Genomic DNA, 16664 nt, shown 5'->3' with positions numbered 1-16664 from the left:
TAGTTGTGACTTTTGGCGGTGCGTGGCGGCGTTCTGTTGTCGGTATGTGTCGTGAGTGCCGCTGAACTGTGCCTTCTGGCGGTTGTACGTTTATGCGGGATCATGTGGGCTGGTGTACTAGACGAAGGGCAGTTTTCATCTCATCGTATGGTCATTGCCGCGCATTCGGACGGCGACGACTAAACCGGATGCGGCGGTGAGTGCAGCTACGGCGACGATGGCCGCCTGAATGCCATAAAGGTCAGCGATGAGACCGGACAGGAGCGCCCCGATAGCGAAGCCGCCGTCACGCCAGAGCCGGTAGACCCCGACAGAGCGGGCCCGCCAGGTTGGGTGTGCGACGTCGCCGATTGCGGCCAGGAGGGCGGGGTAGACCATGGCCGTTCCGAGTCCCAGGAGGATGGCGGCGACGATCCAGGGCCCGAAGCTGTGGGCTGCCGCGACAATCGCGAGTCCCGCAGCCTGGACGAGCATGCCGGACGCGAAGAGCCATTTTCGGCCCCACCGGTCTGAGGCGGCCCCGGTAAAGAGCTGCCCGGCGCCCCAGACTGCGGGGTAGATGGCGGCCAGGATGCCTACCTGGTTCAGGCTTAGCCCGAAGCTGATGAACAGGACGGGGAAGAGGCCCCAGGCGAGGCCGTCGTTGAGGTTGTTCACCAGGCCCGCCTGGCTGGCTGCGGGGAGTGAGCGGTCTTTGAAGCTGGTGAGCGTGAACACCTGCCCGGTAGTGAGGCCGGCGTGCGCACTGGCGTGTGTGCTGACGTGCCGGGACGCCTCGGTCTTGGCGTGATGATGGGTTTCGCGCACGGTCAGGACAGACAAAATCAAACCGAGGGCGATGTATGCGGCTCCTAGGAGGAACGGGCCGGGTCGGAGCCCGTACGCGGAGGCGAGGTACCCGGTAGCCAGGGCAGTGACGGCGACCCCGAGGTATCCTGCCGCTTCGTTCAGACCCATCGCGAGGCCGCGCTGCTTCGGGCCGACGAGGTCCATTTTCATGATCACGGCGGTGGACCATGTCAGGCCTTGGCTGAGGCCGAGGAACACGTTTGCAGCCACGGTCCATCCCCAGGACGGACCGAAGATGAGCATGAGCGGGACGGGGATCGCTACAAGCCATACGACTGCCCGGCCGGAGCTGCTCCGCAAAGCAGCCGACGCCCTGGCCCTCCGGGGCACGCTGGCGCTGGTAGGCGCTGCCGCACCTGGAACGGAGGTCTCGTTCGAGATCGGCCTGTCGCTGGTCAAGGGATGGACGTTCAAAACTGTGATCCAGGGAAGTTCCGTACCGTAGATTTTCATTCCCAAGCTCATCCAGTTGTGGAAGGACGGCCGGTTCCCCATGGACAAGCTGATGCGCAACTACAGCCTGAGTGATATCAACCAGGGGTTCGAAGACTCTGCGAGAGGTGCCGTCATCAAGCCGGTGATCGTGTTCTAGCCGGTAGCTGGATTTAGTCAGGTGCCTTGACCACCTGAGGCGAAAGAAGACGACGGCGGGAAGTTTCCCGCCGTCGTCTTCTTTCGCTTACGTTGCGTTAGCTGTTGCCAGCCGGATGTTATTTGGTGACCAGGAGTCCGGTGTCCCAGTTGAAGTCGGCGAACTCCGTGTTGGCCTGCATAGTCATGAGGACGAACTGGAAGCCTTCGAGTTCCCGGGAGCGCTTGAGCGGGCCAACGACCAGGGGACGCATGCCGCCGGCGCTGACGAGGCTGCTGACGGCCGCGGTGGCGTCCGCGTTGTCGCCGGCGATGAAGACGTCCAGCGGCTGTCCGCCTGACTCTCCGGCGACGAGGGTGCCGGCGAAGGTGGTGTTGAACGCCTTGACCACGTTGGCGCCGGTGGGGGCAAGCCGTGCGATTTCTTCGGCGGCGGAGGTGCCGGGTTCAACGACCAGGGAATCGAAGGTCTCGAAGTTCACCGGGTTGGTGATGTCCACGATGGTCTTGCCGGTCAGGGCCTGGCCGTAAGTGCTGACCACGGACTTGGCGGCGTCGAAGGGGACGGCCAGGACCACGATGGCGCCCTGGGGGGCGTCGGCGGTGGTGCCGAAGGTGACGCCGGTGCCAAGCTCGGCGGCCAGTTCCTTGGCCTTGGTGGCGTCCTGTCCGAGGATTTCGACGGTCAGGCCGCCGGCGAGGGCACGGGTTGCGATGCCGCGGGCCATGTTGCCGTTGCCGATGATGGTGAGGTTCGTCATGGGAGTCTTCTTTCCGAATATGCGGGCCAGGAGGGTTTTCATCAGATTCTGTTCTCTTGGGGGAGTGATGATTGAAGCTACAACTAAAGGTACGCCGTGAAAGTTGAAGCGTCAACTATTTTTTGGAACAGAGTACTTGCGTTGATGGCCGCGCGGCGAGTCGGGTGGGTCGGTTGAGTTCCACCGGGGTTGGGCGCGGGGGAGCGGTAGCTGCGCAGGCCGGGCTGGCGCTTATGACGGCCGCTGGGCCATATCCGCGGCATCTTGAGCGAGCAGTTCGCTGGTGCGCATGATGGCTGCGCGTCTGCGTTCTTCGTCCGGCACCCCGGTGATCACAAGGGGGACATTCGGGCTTGAGACCCAGGCGTGGCAAAGGGTGACGATGGTCAGGAGCAGATCCTCCGCCGCCGCCTCGCTCAAGGCCGGAAGGGCATTCCGGATCTCGGTGACTTTGTTCGCCGAGCGGAGGGCGCGGGTCTCGGCTCCTACCGGATGACCCTGCTCAAGCCCCTCCCAAAAGGTAAGGCGTGCGAGGCTGGGGCGACTCCTGGAAAAATCAAAGTACTGTCCCGCAAAATCTCCGATCGCAACAGGACCCGTGCCGGCGATCGGAAGGTCGTCCAGGGCGGTGGCGAGTTCGCGCGTGAGTGCCGCTTCTAAGAGTCCGGCCTTGCCGCCAAAGTAGAAGTAAATCCGTTCGCGGTTGCACCCCGAGATCTGCGAAATCTGATGGATGCGCGCACCGGAGAAGCCCCGTTCGGAGAACTCGGCGATTGCGGCATCGAGGATCTTCTTCTGCGTCGCGTCAGTGTCCCAGGCCATGGCCCCCATCATATCTCCAACCGTTCGTTTGCTTTTACGAATCACCGCCCAGTAGCATCAATTCCAACCAGACGTTTGGAGATTGAGTGGAACACGAGGGCAAAGCGCTAGCGGCCGATGAAACGGATGCGCATCATCACCGAACCGTCGGTATGGCATCCGTCCACGTAAGGGCTGCTATCACCTGGGTGGCGATCTTTCCGCTGGCCGCAATGGGGATGAGTATCTTGGCCGCGTTGGCGCCGGGGTGGCCTCCGGTCCTGCGCGCTTTCACGCTCACTCTTGTGGTCGTTCCCATTGCCGTCTACTTCGCTGTTCCCCGCCTTCTCCTGCTCCAGACGAAGCTGGGCCACGCTGCGACGCGCACACAGGCGCGGCACAGTGCGAAACGCCATGCGCGGGTTCGCAAGCCACGTCGGGGTGCATGATCATCCCGGCCACGATGATGAGGAGATTGACATGCAGATAACTGCCGCTGTTGCGCGCGAGCACAACACGCCGTTCACAATCGAACAGCTTGAACTGGACGCCCTGAGGCCCAATGAAGTCAGGGTCCGCATGGTAGCAACCGGGATCTGCCACACGGACGTGCTCGTCCGCGACGGGGTCTATCCGACACCACTGCCGGCCGTCCTTGGTCATGAGGGGGCCGGAGTTGTCGAAGCGGTCGGCGACTCGGTTGTCTCCGTGGTGCCTGGCGACCATGTTGTTCTCGCTGCCGCGTACTGCGGTCACTGCAAGCGTTGCCGCAACGGCCAGATGGCGTACTGCGAGAACCTTATGGCGGCGGACTTCGGCGGGCGCCGTCTGGACGGCCAAACCTCGCTAAGTAAGGACGGAGAGGCCATCTCGTCCCACTTCTTCGGCCAGTCATCCTTCGCGACCTACGCAAACGTCGTCGAGGAGTCGGTCGTCCGTGTCGACAAGGACGTCCCGCTCGAGCACCTTGGCCCCCTGGGCTGTGGCATCAACACCGGGGCGGGAACTGTCCTCAATGAACTCAAGCCGGAAATCGGGTCCTCACTGGTTGTCTTCGGCACTGGCGCCGTCGGCTGCGCCGCAGTCATGGCTGCGCGCGTCGCGGACTGTGCCACTATCATCGCCGTTGACATCCACGACTCACGGTTGGAACTCGCCCGGGAGCTCGGCGCCACACATGTCATCAATTCAAAGACCGACGACGTCGCCGGGCGGCTTCGCGAAATCACGGCCGATGCAGGTGTCGACTACGTCGTGGACACCACGGGACTGCCCGCACTCCTTCCCCAGGCCGCCGATGCCTTGGGGGTGCGCGGCACGCTCGCCCTCGTTGGTGCGGCCAAACCTGGCACGGAGGTCAGCTTCGAGATCGGCGCGTCCCTTGTGAAGGGCTGGACTTTCAAGACCGTGGTCCAAGGCAGCTCGGTGCCGCAGGTCTTCATTCCCCGGCTGATCCAGCTCTGGAAGGACGGCAGGTTCCCCTTCGAAAAACTCGTCAGTGACTATGCCCTTGACGACATCAACCAGGGCTTTGAGGACTCCCCAAGAGCGGGAAGACGATCAAACCCGTCATCGTCTTCTGACAAGTGCAAGGCCGGTGGTCTCCAAGGCGCCTTGGATTTCCCTTCTTGGGATCACGCGACCGCCGGCCTGCCGGGTGGGCTGCGGGGCAGTGGGCAGACTCTGGGTCCGTCACCGTAGGTAAGCGCGCGGATTGCAGCGTGTTCGACGTCGACCCGCCGTCGGCCGGCCGGATCACCTGGCCGCCGCGCAGGCGCTGGAGACAGGCGTCGACTCCGGCTGCAGCACTTGGCGGTGGCTCTGCAAGACAGGCGGCGGCAGGCCCGCGGCGGCGGTGGTTGAAGTGCCGCACGTCGCGGGCCTGAAGGTTTGCGGACCTGAGACACCGCGGGCCAATAGGGGTCAGCCCAGCTGCCCCGTAACCCACTCGGCAAGGGCTGCGGCAGTGCCGGCATCAAGGCTGTGTCCGCCGGTGGAGCGGACGGCCGTGGTCTTGGCGCCGGACTCCGCGCCGAGATAGCGCCACGTGGCATCCAGCAGTTTCGCCGGAATGACCGTGTCGGCGTCCCCCTGGGCGACGAACATCGGCACGCCCTGCAGCCGGTCCGGAGAGGTCGGAACTCCTGCGTCGAAAGGCAGCGTTCCATAAAGAATTGCCGCACCCGCAAAGCGTTCCGGGTCGTCCAGGATGAGGCCTCCGGCGAAGGCGGCACCACCGCTGAATCCGATGAGTATCACTGGCCGCCCGGCCGGGGCGACGCCTTCCAGCCACTCCCTGAACCAGGCCATGTTCTGAGCCAGGGAATCCGGCAATGGACGGCCGATGCCGCGGTTAGCGAACCAGGCGAAGCCCCGGCCTTCGGCTATGGGGGCCCGGACGGCCGCGTAGCTTGCGGCGGCGGGGAGGTGGTCTGCCAGTCCGATGATCTCCGTTTCGCGGGAGCCGCGGCCGTGGAGCAGGACTACGAGCGGGCGCGTGGGATCGTCGGTGGAGTGCCACTGGACAAGGGGGTCCGGGAGGTGGTTCACGCGTCTGCCCCGGTGAGTTCGTCCGTCGTCGTGAACTCGGCGATGTTGGTCAGGGCGTAAGTCAGCGCGGCGCCGTGCCAGTCGGCATTGATGCTCGATGTCGCATCGGTGACGATGATGGGCCGGTAGCCGTGGTCGGCTGCGTCCCGGAGCGTGTGTTCCACAGCCATGTTGGTCCAGACCCCTGCCACCACCACCGTGGTAACGCCCAGGTTCCGCAGCAGCAGATCGAGGCCCGTGCCGTTGAAGCCGCTCATTCGATTCCGGAGGAGAACCGGTTCTCCCTCGAGAGCCTCCAGCCCTTCCAGTGCGTCGGCGCCCCATGAGCCGAGCTTGAGCGACTCGGGTCCGATCATCCGGAAGATGGGGGCGTTGCTGCCGCCGAAGTCACCCCCGGGGTAGAAAACAATGCGATTGTGAATGATAGGCATCGACTGGCTGCGCGCCCATGCGAGCAACTGCTTCACGTGCGGCACCAGCTCCTGCTCAACGGCATGGACGGCGGAGCCTGACGAGGCGAAAGCACCGTCAGAATGGACGTTGTCGTTCTGAAGGTCCACCAGCACTAGGGCGGTCTTGGTGAGGTCGAGTGGGGCGGTCTGCATGGAGTCTCCTGATTGGGGCCTTGGAATAATTACTTTAAGGTTCAACTAAGTCAGGTGTGGTTCTATTCCCCTCACGGCGGGGGAATGCTCAGTGCGGAGCGAGGACGAGGTTGGAGAAGAAGGCTTCGGTGCCGATATCCACGAAGAGGCCGATACTGCCGGCGGCCTGCTTACCCTTGGTGTCGGCGATTGCCAGGGTTGCAGCTCGGTTGCTCGTCATCTCGTCTTCAGTGCCGACGTCGATCTTCAGTTGGATCAATTCGTCCGGGCTCGCACCGCCGTTTCCGGCATCCGGGCCAGGACCGGCAGGGTGGCCAGCGCGACGGCGGCCACAAGGGCGCCGGGCATCAGGTTCCATCCTGTTGCCTGGGTCAGGAACTCCGCGGCGTAGGGCGCGATGCCACCAAAGACGGCTGTCGCGGCCGTTGCGCCCAGGGCGAGTCCGGTGAGCCTGCCGGCGGGGGCGAACTGTTCTGCGGCGGCGGAGGCGCCGACGGCGGTGATGCCGCCGGCTGTGCAGGCAAGGACGACGGCGCCGGCCAATGCCGCGGTGACTGAACCGGCCGTCATGAGGGCGAACATGAAAACCGGTAAAGCGATGGCAGCGGCGCACAGCACGAGCAGCATGGTCCGTCGCCCAAGCCTGTCCGAGAGCGCGCCGGCGAACGGCGTTATCGCGATCACGGTGACTGAAGCGACTGTGGACAGCCACAAGGAGCTGCCTTCAGGGAAGCCGGAGACCGAGGTGAGGAAGGTCGGGGCATAGATGATGCCGACGTAGTAGGCAGTGGACGCCAGGGCGGAAATGGCGAAGGTTCTGTAGAGTCCGGCGTGCTGGGTGCGGAGGGTGAACCGCAGGGGCCGGTGCGTCTCGCCTGTCGGCTGTCCGGCAAAGACGGGGGTTTCGCGCAGCGTGCTCCTGGCCGCAAGCGTTGCCAGTGCCAGGAAGGTGCCGAAGGCGAAGGGGATGCGCCATCCCCAGTTGTCCAGAGCCGCCTGGTCCAGCATCGTGGTGGTGATGGCGGAGACCGCAACGGCGAGCAGTGCTCCGATTTCGCTGGCCATCGAGGCCAGCGAGGCGATCAGGCCGCGGCGTCCGGGCCGGGCACCTTCGTAGAGGTAGGTGGTGATGGCGGAGTATTCCCCGCCGACGGAGAAGGCCATCAGGCATCGCAGGGCGAGGAAGGCAGCCCCAGCCGTGGCGCCAGCCTGTGCGTGCGTGGGGAGCAGGGTGGTGGCGAACATGGCCGCAGCCATGACGGCCATGCTCGCCAGCAGTACGGGCCGTCGGCCGAAGCGGTCCCCGAAGCGTCCGAACACCAGTGCGCCTACGGGCCGCAGAGGTAGGACACGGCGAACGCCGCGAGCGTGGCCAGCAGGGATTCCGTGCCACCGCCGAAAATGACCCGGGACAGGATGGTGGCCATGAAGAGGTACAGGGTGAAGTCGTACCATTCCACGATGGTGGACAGGGCTGCGACGGCGATCGAGGTCCGCGGCAGGGAATCGCCGGCGGCGGTGCCACCTGCGGGTCGTTCTGCCTGGTGCGGTGGGCGGGGGAGGGCAGCGAAAAGGGGCATGGGTTCAACTCCTGGTTTGGAGGCAAGGCAGAGGCCGGCCCCATGAGGTTGAGCCGTGCCGGTTCGGGTCCTTTAGGTGGTGACGCTTACGTGGTTACGACGAGTTTGCCGCTGGTGCGGCTTTCCTCCATGTCGGTGTGGGCCTGGGCGATGTCATCGAGGGTGTAGACCTTGCCGATGGGGACGGTTGCAGTGCCGTCGCTGACTGCCTGCAGGAATTCCTGGAGCACACCGCCGGGAAGGTCGGCGGCGCCCCCGGTGTAGGAGGTCAGCCGGACACCCCGCGGAATGTAGTCAATCGGATAGAAATCCGGGACTGTCCACTGGTTTGAGAGCATCCCGGTGAAGCATACGGTGCCGTGGACCCGGGTGGCGCGCAGCGTGTCACGCAGCGTCGGGGTGCCGACGAGCTCGAGGGCGGCGTCCACGCCGTCGGGAACAATGCGGCGCACGGCAGCGGCGAGGCCGCCGTCGTCGATCAGGACATGATCGACGCCGATCGCGTCCAGTGCTTCCCGCTTGGCCTCGTCGCGGGTCGAGGCCAGGACCGTGAGCCCGCGGCGCTTGGCCAGGATCGCGGCGGCCATGCCGACGGACGACGTTCCGCCGCGGATGAGCAGGCTCTGGCCGGGCTGGATGTCCAGGCCAATGGTGAGGGAGCCGTGTGCGGTCTGCAGCATCTCAGGGATGGCGCCGATGACGGACCAGGGCAAGTCTGAGTCGAACGAGATGACCTGCCGGGCCGGCACGCAGGTGTACTCGGCGTAGCCGCCGTCGAAGACCCGGCCCATGCCGCCCATCAGGGTGACCACCTTCTGCCCGGCGCGGAACTCGCCGCCGGGGGAGTCCGCCACCTCGCCGACGGCTTCGATGCCGGGCACGCGCGGAAACGTGACGCCCTCGGCCAGGCCCAGGCGCGTGTGCAGTTCCGAGCGGTTGAGCCCGAAGGCCCGGACCCGGATGAGCACCTGCCCGGGCCGGGGCGTAGGGATGGCCCTTTCCCGGATGACCAGTGCCTCGGCCGGCCCCGGGCCGTCCAGCACGACTGCTCGCATGGTGCGCCCGCTCACTGGCCGGCCGCCTTGAAGTCCAGGGCGGGCCGCTGGGCGCTGCGAAGCCGGGCCAAGAGGTCGAGCAGGGTGGTGGTCTCCGTCGGACTCAGGGCCGGGGTGAACCAGCGGGCGAGTTCTTCCTCGACCACCTGGCGGCCCCGCTCAACTACAGTGGATCCCGCCGCGGTGAGGTCAAGGAGGGAGGAGCGCCGGTCGCCCGGGTTCATCTTCCGCGAGCAGTACCCCGCCGCCTCGACGCGGTCAACCAGCTTGCTGGCGCCGCCCACCGTGATGGCCAGCGCCGAGGCGATGTCGAACACCCTGCACGTGCCAAGGGAGGAGACGACGACCATCGCCTCGAACCTCCCCAGGGGAAGCCCGCATTCCTGGCGCAGGCGGGCGTCAACCGCATCCCACAGCTCTGTTTCAAGCCGGGTCAGCGTACTGAAGAGGGGATAGAAGTCAGTCCGGTCAGCTCTGGTGTCCATGAATCAACACTAGCATTTAGATTCCATGGAAGATACTTCCCTGGATTCTACTCCTGTTCGCGCGATCGGCTAGCGGGATTGTCCAGTTGTTCTCTATTCATTGGATGGGCCATCGCACCCGATTGGCTGAATGGGGGAGCCTCAGGCTTCGGGGTCGAGCCGGAAGTCGTACGTTGTGACGCGGCCCGGACCATCTTCGCGGTCTTGAACACCGAGCATGAGCTCGGGCTTGACCGCCGAGGCAATGTCATCCGCATTGTGTGGATCGCCAGGGAAGTACAGCTGGGTCGTGATCAGCTGGGCACCTGGGGCGGAGACCTTCAAATGCAGATGCGCCGGGCGCCAGGCGTGCCATCCGGCTGCAGCGATGAGCTGGCCGCAGGCACCGTCTGTCGGGATTTGATACGGGGCAGGCCGGATCGTGTTGATCTGGAAATGGCCTTCGTTGTCGGCCAGGACGGTTCCGCGGAGGTTCCACTCGGGGAGGCCGGGAGCAAACTGCGAATAGAAACCGAGGTCGTCTGCCTGCCAGATTTCCACCTTGGCGCCCGGCAGCGGTACGCCGTCGACATCGGTGACGTGACCCTGGAACAGCAGCGGCGTGCCGGGTTCGTCGTCGCGCATGGGCAAGGTGGCCGGGGTTTCCTGTGCGGGTGAGTCGGGCACGTAGTACGGGCCCTCGATGGTGCCCTTGGACCCGTGGCGGTTTTCGTTCGCAACTTCTTCAACGGAGTGTTCCACCCAGACATCGAGGAACAGTGGCCATTCGCCGTCTTCGCCGACCTTGATCAGCCAGGCTTTCAACGCGTTGTATTCGGCGTAGGAGACTTTCTCTTCGAGGACAGTGTCGTTGATTGCCTTGACGAGGCGGCCAGCCAGATGTGCGACGCGTTCCCGGGAAGAGGCTGCCTCTGATGTTTTGTTGGCGCGGAAGCGGGCGGTGGCCCCGGCGCCGGCCTCGGCGGCGGTGCCGGTGGCTTCGGAGCGGGGGACGGGAGTTTCAACGCTCATGATGACTCCTATGTCATTTTTGTCGGAGGGCGTCTTTGCGACTGTGTCCGGGATTAGCCGGGGATATTTATACGGTAGGCCGCGGGATTGGGCGGAGGGAAATACCTATTTTGTTCCTATTCAGACCCGGCACGAATGAATGCCGGAACTGTGCTGCAGTTCTATTTTCTGGTGCAGGCGTTCCACGCGATAGAGCTCCTTCGAAACCGTCAGGTGATATCTGAGGGGTGGTGCGCGAGCGGGGTGACGGCGATGTCCATATATGGGAACAGGGGCAGCCCGGTAAGGAGCCCGTGGAGTTCGTCGTTGCTGGACACGTCGAAGAGGGAGAAATTGGAGTACTCGCCGACGATCCGCCAGATGTGCCGCCAGCGTCCGTCCCGCTGCAGGGGCTGGGAGTAGGTCTTCTCCCGGTCTTTGATCTCGTTGGCCTGTTCGGGCGGCATATCGGTGGGCAGGTGGACGTCCATGCGGACCAGAAACAGCATTGGGGGCTCCTTGGGATGAGGAATTTCCGGGATTTAGGTGTCTTGGCGGTAGCGGGCAAGTTTGAGTTCGTCGATGTCGGCACCAACCCCGGGGGCTTCGCGGACCCGGATGGCTCCGTTGCGGATGGTGAGGGGTTCTGCGATGAGGTCGTCGGCCATGTCCAGATAGTTGGACAGCTCGCCTGCCCGACGTTGCGTGGCTTCGTGGGCGGCGCCGAAAGTGACGGTGGCCAGGGACCCGATCTGGGTGTCGATCTGGTTTCCCATGGTCACATCCACTCCCAGCCCGGTGCATAGGCCCAGGATCTCTTTGGCCTGCGTGAACCCGCTGCGGGCCGTCTTGATGCAGATGGCGTTGCAACCCCCCGACAGGAGCTCGCGCGCAACGTCTCCTGGAGTCGGAACGGACTCATCGCCGACAACCGGGATGGGTGACAGGCGCACGAGGCGTCGACGGCTCATCGCCTCGGCGGCGTCGCAAGGTTCTTCCAGCATGCTCAGTCCCAGGCCGTCGGTGCGACGGAGCACTTCGAGGGCCTCGTTGGCGCTCCAGCCCCGGTTGGCATCGAGATAGATTTCAGCCTCCTCGCCAAGTCCTTCTCGCAGGACTCGGGCGGCCTCGACGTCGAGGGATAGCGGACGACGTCCGGTCTTGAGCTTGAACGTGGTGATGCCGTACAGCTCGCGGAATCGCAGCGCTTCGTCGAGTAGTTCCGGGGCTGGGCGGAAGCCAAGCATGTGGGAGACCCGCATGCTGTCGGTGTAGCCGCCCAGCAGTTTGTGTACCGGAACCCCGAACGCTTTTCCGGCAATGTCCCAAAGTGCGATGTCCACTGCGCCTTTGGCGGTTGGGTTGTTCACAGTGCGGGCCATGATCCGCTGCACTTTTTCCCGGTCCAATGGGTCCAAGCCGACGACCTGCGGGGCGAAGATGTCCTGCAAAACGGACACAATCGATGCCTGGGTTTCGCCATAGGTGTAGGGGCGGGGAGGCGTGTCTGCGATCCCCGTGACGCCCTCGTCGGTGTGGATCCGCACGAGCACATGCGCGGCTGCATGGACTTCACCGCTGGCAAACCGCAAAGGGTGGGAGTAGGGAATCGAGTAAGGAATCGTCTCGATACGTTCAATTTTCATCGGTAGGTTCCTCGGGGAGTTTGGATATGGCTGCGACGCCAGCTGGTCGGGACGGCATGGTGCCGAGGTGGCCGGGGACGGTATCGAACAGCGTCAGGAAGCGCTGAACGAGTGGCGCTTTGTCGCTAAGCCGCCAGGCAACGGCGAGGTCGACGGCGGGTGCGTCGTTGACGTGCCGGAACACAATGTCCTGAAAGGTGAACATGCGGGAGGTAATCGGAACGAGAGCGATACCCATACCGGCTGCGACCAGGGAGAGCAGAGTGGATGTTTCGCGGGTCTCTTGGACGATTCGCGGAGAGAATCCCTGGCGGCGGCAGGCCTCGTGGAAGATCCTGGTGACCACCGACTCCGCAGGGTAACCGACGAATGCCTCGTCAGCGAGGTCCGCCAGACTCAACTGCTCCCGACTGGCCAGCGGATGAGTTGCGTGCAGGGCCGCAACGAGCCGGTCCTGCTCTAGGTAGGCCAATCCCAGATCCGGTGAGTGAACCGGTGGCCGCAGCACCGCGATGTCGAGCCTTCCTTCCTCGAGGTCTGCGACCATTTGCGGTGTCAGCATCTCACCCCGCACGGTCAGCTTCAGCCCCGCGAGTTCTCGCTGCACCCTCTGCACGAGCGAAGGAAGCAGACGATAGGTGGCGGATCCGGAGAGTCCCAGACGCAACACACCGGATGCGCCTTCACCCACCTGGACTATGTCCGATTCAAGGTCTTCGAGGTCCTGGAGGATGCGCCGGCCCCGTTCGAAGAGCAGTTCTCCGGCCGGGGTGAGTTCCACTTTGCGTGTGGTGCGCTCGAAGAGCGGCGTACCCACCTGCTCCTCTAGCTGTTTAATCTGGTGCGACAGGGGAGGCCGGGCCATGTGAAGCCGCAGCGCCGCACGGCCGAAGTGCTTCTCCTCGGCGACGGCCAGGAAATACCGTAGATGCCTGGTCTCCATGTGTCCCCTTCCGCAGTTTTCGTCGGGTCCTCGCGACCGTGCTTAGTGCTGTCTCCAGCGTATGGACCCGTATTCGGTGAGGGAAATACCAATTCTGGGCCAATTCAGAGGTTTCACGTATGGATGCCGATGGGTGTGTGGTCTAAGTCCACACACCCACCCATCCTGATTCATGTCCTATGCGCCTGACGGGGTCAGCACGGACGGGCCGGCTGCCCTCACGACCTGTTGCGACGTCGGTGAGAAACCGCCCTATTACCAATCGCCGAAACTCACCACGGGCCTGGACCTGTCACAGGGCCAGACACTGCTGGTGCGAGGCGCCACTTCCTCAGTTGGGCCGGCGGCCGTGTGTACATTGTGCACACGTCGGGTCTCGGATCGGGTCGTATGTGGGTCGGATCGGGCCGGATTCCGCATGTTTTCGGGACTTCCCAGTGTTTACAGGGGTTGGAATGCAGTTCGAGTCCCACCTCGGGCACAGCATTCCCCCTCGTCAGAGGGGGTTTTTGCTTTAACATGTGTACATCCACCCTGGTCGGGTCCCTCTGACGGTTGTTCCTCGGCTGGTGCCCGGCTGCCGCGGTGGCCTGTGAAGTTACGTGGGTGGCGGGTTCAGAGCCCTGGCTAGTGAGTCCTCCGCCTGCTGGGATGTGGGGTCATTCGGGTCTCCTTTGCGGCTTGGTCTGGTGGGCCTGGTTGGCCTTGTACCTATTCATGCCCCGGGGTTGTGGTGATGACATGACCTGACGCAAATTTCCTGCGGATTTTTCGACCCGGTTCGTCGCTGCTGAGGGGCTGAAGGAGAGGTGCGTGCCGTCTCGTGCGGCCAAAGGGGGTTCCATCATTACTGTCCACACCCGTGTGGGTGTGATCCCGGGGCTCATCGGTGACTTCTTCTTCGCCTGCTTCTGCTGACACAAGTTCATTCGGTCACGAGTTTTGCGTTACACGACCTCTTGTTCGCTTTCAGGTCTTTTTCTCGCCCTTCGCTGCCGGCCGCCTCATTGAGCGTTCGGGCCAGACTCTCTCCGTGGCCTCACACCGAGAGTTTTGAACGCGCGTGCGTCCCTCGCCGATCTTGCCTCGCCCGGCCGAGAAGCCGCCGAGCCGGAATCGAGCCTCATCCCGCTCAGTCGTGCGTAGGACCCCGCGTCCTCATCGCTCCGCAAGGGAGGTGCTGGGCGCCATCGGCATCGAAGGTCGGAGTTCGCTGCCCGACGATGGTTGGATCGGACAACCGGCAGTGGCGGTCGAGGAGTGAGCGTGAGACACTCGCCGACCCCAAAGCACTCTCGGCATGCGCACCCGGCCGCATTGGCCGCGCACGCGACCTCTCAGATCGACCAGGTCGGGGTGAAAGTGGATTGCGAGAGGAACTGCCAGCACTCAAACTGGACCACAAGCAGACCGCTGGACGGCGACCTGAATCGACGGAAATCACCCACGGAAAGGACAACACGATGGATCCGACCAGGGCGGCACTCGAGGCACACTGGCGCACGTCGGAAAGCGGGGATAGCGAAGCCGAACACGCTATCTATTCCGACGACGCGATCCTCGACTATCCCCAGTCGGGTGAACGCTTTCGAGGTCGAACGACAATTGCGGCGCAACGTGGTGGACACCCTGCCGAGAGGCATTTCACGGTACTGCGGATCGCCGGAAGCGGGAATCTGTGGGTGAGCGAGTGCATCATCACGTATGACGGCGTGCCGACATACTCGGTGTCCGTCATGCAATTCGCTCAAGAGAAGGTAGTGCATGAGACGCAGTACTTCGCCGACACCTTTGGCGCCCCCGCATGGCGGATAGCAATCGCAGAGCCGATGCCGGGCCGGCAGATCGAAAGGGCCTGATGCCGACCGGAGGGACGAGTAATGCGGCCGCAATCGACCCGCAGCACGTCCTGATCATCGGAGCCGGACCGGGCCTCGGGGCCGCTGTGGCCCGTCGCTATGCCAGAGGAGGGTTCCGAATCACGCTCGTCGCGCGCCATGAGGAGTCCCTTGCCGCTCTCGCCGACGAATTGCGCGCTTCCGGCGCCAACGTCGACACCGTGCTCGCCGACGCCGCCGACCAGGAGTCGTTCCGTCTACGGCTGCAAGCCATCGCACAGATCGACGCCCCAGGAATCGTGGTCTACAACGCTGCCCTGATCGCAAGAGACAGTGTCCTGGCCACGGACGCCGAGTATCTGATGGCCGCGTACAACGTCGACGTGCTCGGCGCCATCACTGCTGCGCAGGTTCTCACGCCGGCGATGGCACACGCCCGCACCGGCACGTTCCTGACGACGGGCAGCTGGCTCAGCCACGACCCGCAGCCCGAGCATGCGACCCTCTCGATCGGAAAGACCGCCCTGCGCGCGGTGACCCATTTGTTGCATTACGAGCTGGCCCGGCAGAACGTGCACGTCACCGGGGTCACCATCGCCGGAGACATCGCGGATGGAACAGCGTTCGCGCCGGAACTGATCGCCGAAGCCTACTGGCGGCTTCACTCTCAGCCGGCATCGGAGTGGAGCCCAGAGGCTGTATTCGACGGCAACTGATCAGCGTCGCCGTACAGGGAAGTGTCGTGGGCCGACCCTGCTTCCTCACTGCCTCCCAAGGACTTGCTCGCCGCCATCGACGTCGAAGGTCGCACCCGTCAGTGCCGAGTTGGTCATGATGTGAACAGCGAGCGCTGCCACGTCCTCCGGTTCCACAACCCTCCGGATGGGCAGGGTTCTGCCAAGCTCGCTGCGACGGGCGTCGAGATCGTCGCCGAGCAGTGACGCCGACAGAGGCGTGTCGACGAAGCCTGCCGCGAGTAGGTTCACTCGGATGGGCGCCAGCTCCAAGGCGAGATTCGCGACCAGAGCCGGCAGGGCCGCCGCGAAAACGCCCGCGACGGCCAGGCCGGGGCCGGGGCGGCGTGCGCCGGTGCCGGTGATGAAGATCAGCGTGCCGCCTGGGCGCACGGTGCCGATGGCCGATCGGGCGACGTTCAGGGTGAGGAGGAGGTGCTCTTCGAGCGCGCCGCGGACGCGTGCCAAATCCATATCTGGCACACGGGCGTAGTAGGACCCACCAGCGGTGACGAGCACATGGTCGATCGGTTGGGGGAGCTCCTCGAAGAACCGTTCGAGGCGCTCGTGTTCCGTGGCGTCGAAGGCAGCCGTGCTGAGCGCGCCGACCTCCTGCGCGGCCAGTCGCAAGTGATTAGGATCGCGGCCGGTGAGAATGACATCGGCCCCCTGCGCACGGGCCTCGAAGGCAGTCGCACGGCCGATCCCCATGCTGCCGCCGATCACGACGACAGTCTGTCCTGTGAGCGGTCCGGATGAGCGCCGGGTCTCTTCGTTGATGAGCACGGTCATTTCACTCCCTGCGGAACGGGACGGTGCACAGCGGCTGTCGGAGGTGTCACCAGCAGGCCGGCTCCGAGCCCCCAAAGCAGGGCACCGGGAAGGATCGCCTGCACATAGCTGGTATCCGGTGGCATCGGTCCACTCACTGGTTCTCTGCGTCTTTGCATCCCCGCGCGTTCCGGCGGAATGCCGTCCTCGTGAGTGCAGTCTCGCGGGACCGCTAGCCGCTCGGACAGGGAAGATTTTGCCACTTGCCCGCGGTGAGCGTCAACACGTAGTTTGAGGAATGCTCTGCTGGGGGGCACCGAGGCGACCAAGATCGCCAGGAGCATGACGACGGTCGGGCCAACCGGTTCGACCTGAAGTACGCGATGGGCGGTCTGTCCGACGACGCGCTGCTGACGAACATCCGGCTCTATGGAAACGGAGTCGTGCCCCAGGTACGCGAACTCC

General features: G+C 64.3%; 17 protein-coding genes and 2 pseudogenes. 4 read left to right on the top strand and 15 right to left on the bottom strand.

Going from position 1 to position 16664, the window contains the following annotated elements:
* Positions 1-135: 135 nt before the first annotated feature.
* Positions 136-1119, bottom strand: a pseudogene (locus BLS42_RS12835) (MFS transporter); the annotation flags it as partial.
* Here BLS42_RS12835 and BLS42_RS20275 point away from each other — a divergent pair.
* Entirely contained in the window at positions 1091-1294 is a 204-nt protein-coding gene (locus tag BLS42_RS20275) for a hypothetical protein (RefSeq protein WP_218122112.1), read from the top strand. The pseudogene BLS42_RS12835 and the gene BLS42_RS20275 sit on opposite strands and share 29 nt — an antisense overlap.
* 265 nt (positions 1295-1559) lie before the next feature.
* Here BLS42_RS20275 and BLS42_RS12825 read toward each other — a convergent pair whose 3' ends face one another.
* Both BLS42_RS12825 and BLS42_RS12820 read right to left on the bottom strand, forming a co-directional pair.
* Positions 1560-2201 carry an NADPH-dependent F420 reductase gene (locus tag BLS42_RS12825; protein ID WP_090581982.1) on the bottom strand — a complete coding sequence of 214 codons (642 nt, stop codon included), beginning with the start codon at positions 2199-2201 and terminating at the stop codon, positions 1560-1562.
* A 231-nt stretch (positions 2202-2432) separates the two neighbouring features.
* Entirely contained in the window at positions 2433-3023 is a 591-nt protein-coding gene (locus BLS42_RS12820) for a TetR/AcrR family transcriptional regulator (protein ID WP_176803413.1), read from the bottom strand.
* 459 nt (positions 3024-3482) lie between these two features.
* Between BLS42_RS12820 and BLS42_RS12810 the strand changes: the two genes are divergently transcribed.
* The gene (locus BLS42_RS12810) at positions 3483-4703 is read left to right on the top strand and encodes an NAD(P)-dependent alcohol dehydrogenase (protein ID WP_143019192.1); all 1221 of its coding nucleotides are present in this window, start codon (positions 3483-3485) and stop codon (positions 4701-4703) included.
* 222 nt (positions 4704-4925) lie between these two features.
* Here BLS42_RS12810 and BLS42_RS12805 read toward each other — a convergent pair whose 3' ends face one another.
* From BLS42_RS12805 to BLS42_RS12765, 11 genes and pseudogenes are all read right to left on the bottom strand, one after another.
* The gene (locus BLS42_RS12805) at positions 4926-5552 is read right to left on the bottom strand and encodes an alpha/beta hydrolase (RefSeq protein ID WP_090581730.1); all 627 of its coding nucleotides are present in this window, start codon (positions 5550-5552) and stop codon (positions 4926-4928) included.
* Entirely contained in the window at positions 5549-6157 is a 609-nt protein-coding gene (locus BLS42_RS12800; protein ID WP_090581728.1) for a cysteine hydrolase family protein, read from the bottom strand. The genes BLS42_RS12805 and BLS42_RS12800 overlap by 4 nt, the downstream gene beginning before the upstream one ends.
* An 88-nt stretch (positions 6158-6245) precedes the next feature.
* Positions 6246-6416 carry a hypothetical protein gene (locus tag BLS42_RS20270; protein ID WP_176803411.1) on the bottom strand — a complete coding sequence of 57 codons (171 nt, stop codon included), beginning with the start codon at positions 6414-6416 and terminating at the stop codon, positions 6246-6248.
* A pseudogene (locus BLS42_RS12795) lies at positions 6413-7483 on the bottom strand (MFS transporter); the annotation flags it as partial. The pseudogene BLS42_RS12795 and the gene BLS42_RS20270, both read right to left, overlap by 4 nt.
* Positions 7484-7485: 2 nt before the next feature.
* Complete coding sequence (locus BLS42_RS20405; protein WP_218122109.1) at positions 7486-7737, bottom strand: hypothetical protein; 252 nt, start codon at positions 7735-7737, stop codon at positions 7486-7488.
* 86 nt (positions 7738-7823) lie between these two features.
* Positions 7824-8807 (bottom strand): zinc-binding alcohol dehydrogenase family protein, encoded by a 984-nt coding sequence (locus BLS42_RS12790; protein WP_256336455.1) that lies wholly within the window; start codon positions 8805-8807, stop codon positions 7824-7826.
* Positions 8804-9277 carry a MarR family winged helix-turn-helix transcriptional regulator gene (locus BLS42_RS12785; RefSeq protein ID WP_090581725.1) on the bottom strand — a complete coding sequence of 158 codons (474 nt, stop codon included), beginning with the start codon at positions 9275-9277 and terminating at the stop codon, positions 8804-8806. The genes BLS42_RS12790 and BLS42_RS12785 overlap by 4 nt, the downstream gene beginning before the upstream one ends.
* 141 nt (positions 9278-9418) lie before the next feature.
* Complete coding sequence (gene catA, locus BLS42_RS12780; protein WP_090581723.1) at positions 9419-10288, bottom strand: catechol 1,2-dioxygenase; 870 nt, start codon at positions 10286-10288, stop codon at positions 9419-9421.
* Positions 10289-10497: 209 nt separating this feature from the next.
* Entirely contained in the window at positions 10498-10776 is a 279-nt protein-coding gene (gene catC / locus BLS42_RS12775) for a muconolactone Delta-isomerase (RefSeq protein WP_090581721.1), read from the bottom strand.
* 33 nt (positions 10777-10809) lie between these two features.
* Complete coding sequence (locus tag BLS42_RS12770; RefSeq protein ID WP_090581719.1) at positions 10810-11913, bottom strand: mandelate racemase/muconate lactonizing enzyme family protein; 1104 nt, start codon at positions 11911-11913, stop codon at positions 10810-10812.
* Positions 11903-12856, bottom strand: coding sequence for a LysR substrate-binding domain-containing protein (locus BLS42_RS12765; protein ID WP_090581717.1), 954 nt, complete (start codon positions 12854-12856; stop codon positions 11903-11905). Before BLS42_RS12765 ends, BLS42_RS12770 begins: the two co-directional genes overlap by 11 nt.
* Before the next feature lie 1463 nt (positions 12857-14319).
* Between BLS42_RS12765 and BLS42_RS12760 the strand changes: the two genes are divergently transcribed.
* Both BLS42_RS12760 and BLS42_RS12755 read left to right on the top strand, forming a co-directional pair.
* On the top strand, positions 14320-14715 hold the full coding sequence (locus BLS42_RS12760) for a nuclear transport factor 2 family protein (RefSeq protein WP_090581715.1): 396 nt from the start codon (positions 14320-14322) through the stop codon (positions 14713-14715).
* Positions 14715-15410, top strand: a complete 696-nt coding sequence (locus BLS42_RS12755) for an SDR family NAD(P)-dependent oxidoreductase (RefSeq protein ID WP_176803409.1) — start codon at positions 14715-14717, stop codon at positions 15408-15410. Before BLS42_RS12760 ends, BLS42_RS12755 begins: the two co-directional genes overlap by 1 nt.
* Before the next feature lie 45 nt (positions 15411-15455).
* Here BLS42_RS12755 and BLS42_RS12750 read toward each other — a convergent pair whose 3' ends face one another.
* Complete coding sequence (locus tag BLS42_RS12750) at positions 15456-16220, bottom strand: SDR family oxidoreductase (RefSeq protein WP_090581711.1); 765 nt, start codon at positions 16218-16220, stop codon at positions 15456-15458.
* Between the last annotated feature and the right edge of the window lie 444 nt (positions 16221-16664).

Source organism: Arthrobacter sp. ov407 (assembly GCF_900102895.1).
Classification (GTDB): Bacteria; Actinomycetota; Actinomycetes; order Actinomycetales; family Micrococcaceae; genus Arthrobacter.
This window is presented reverse-complemented; position numbering and strand designations above follow the sequence as displayed.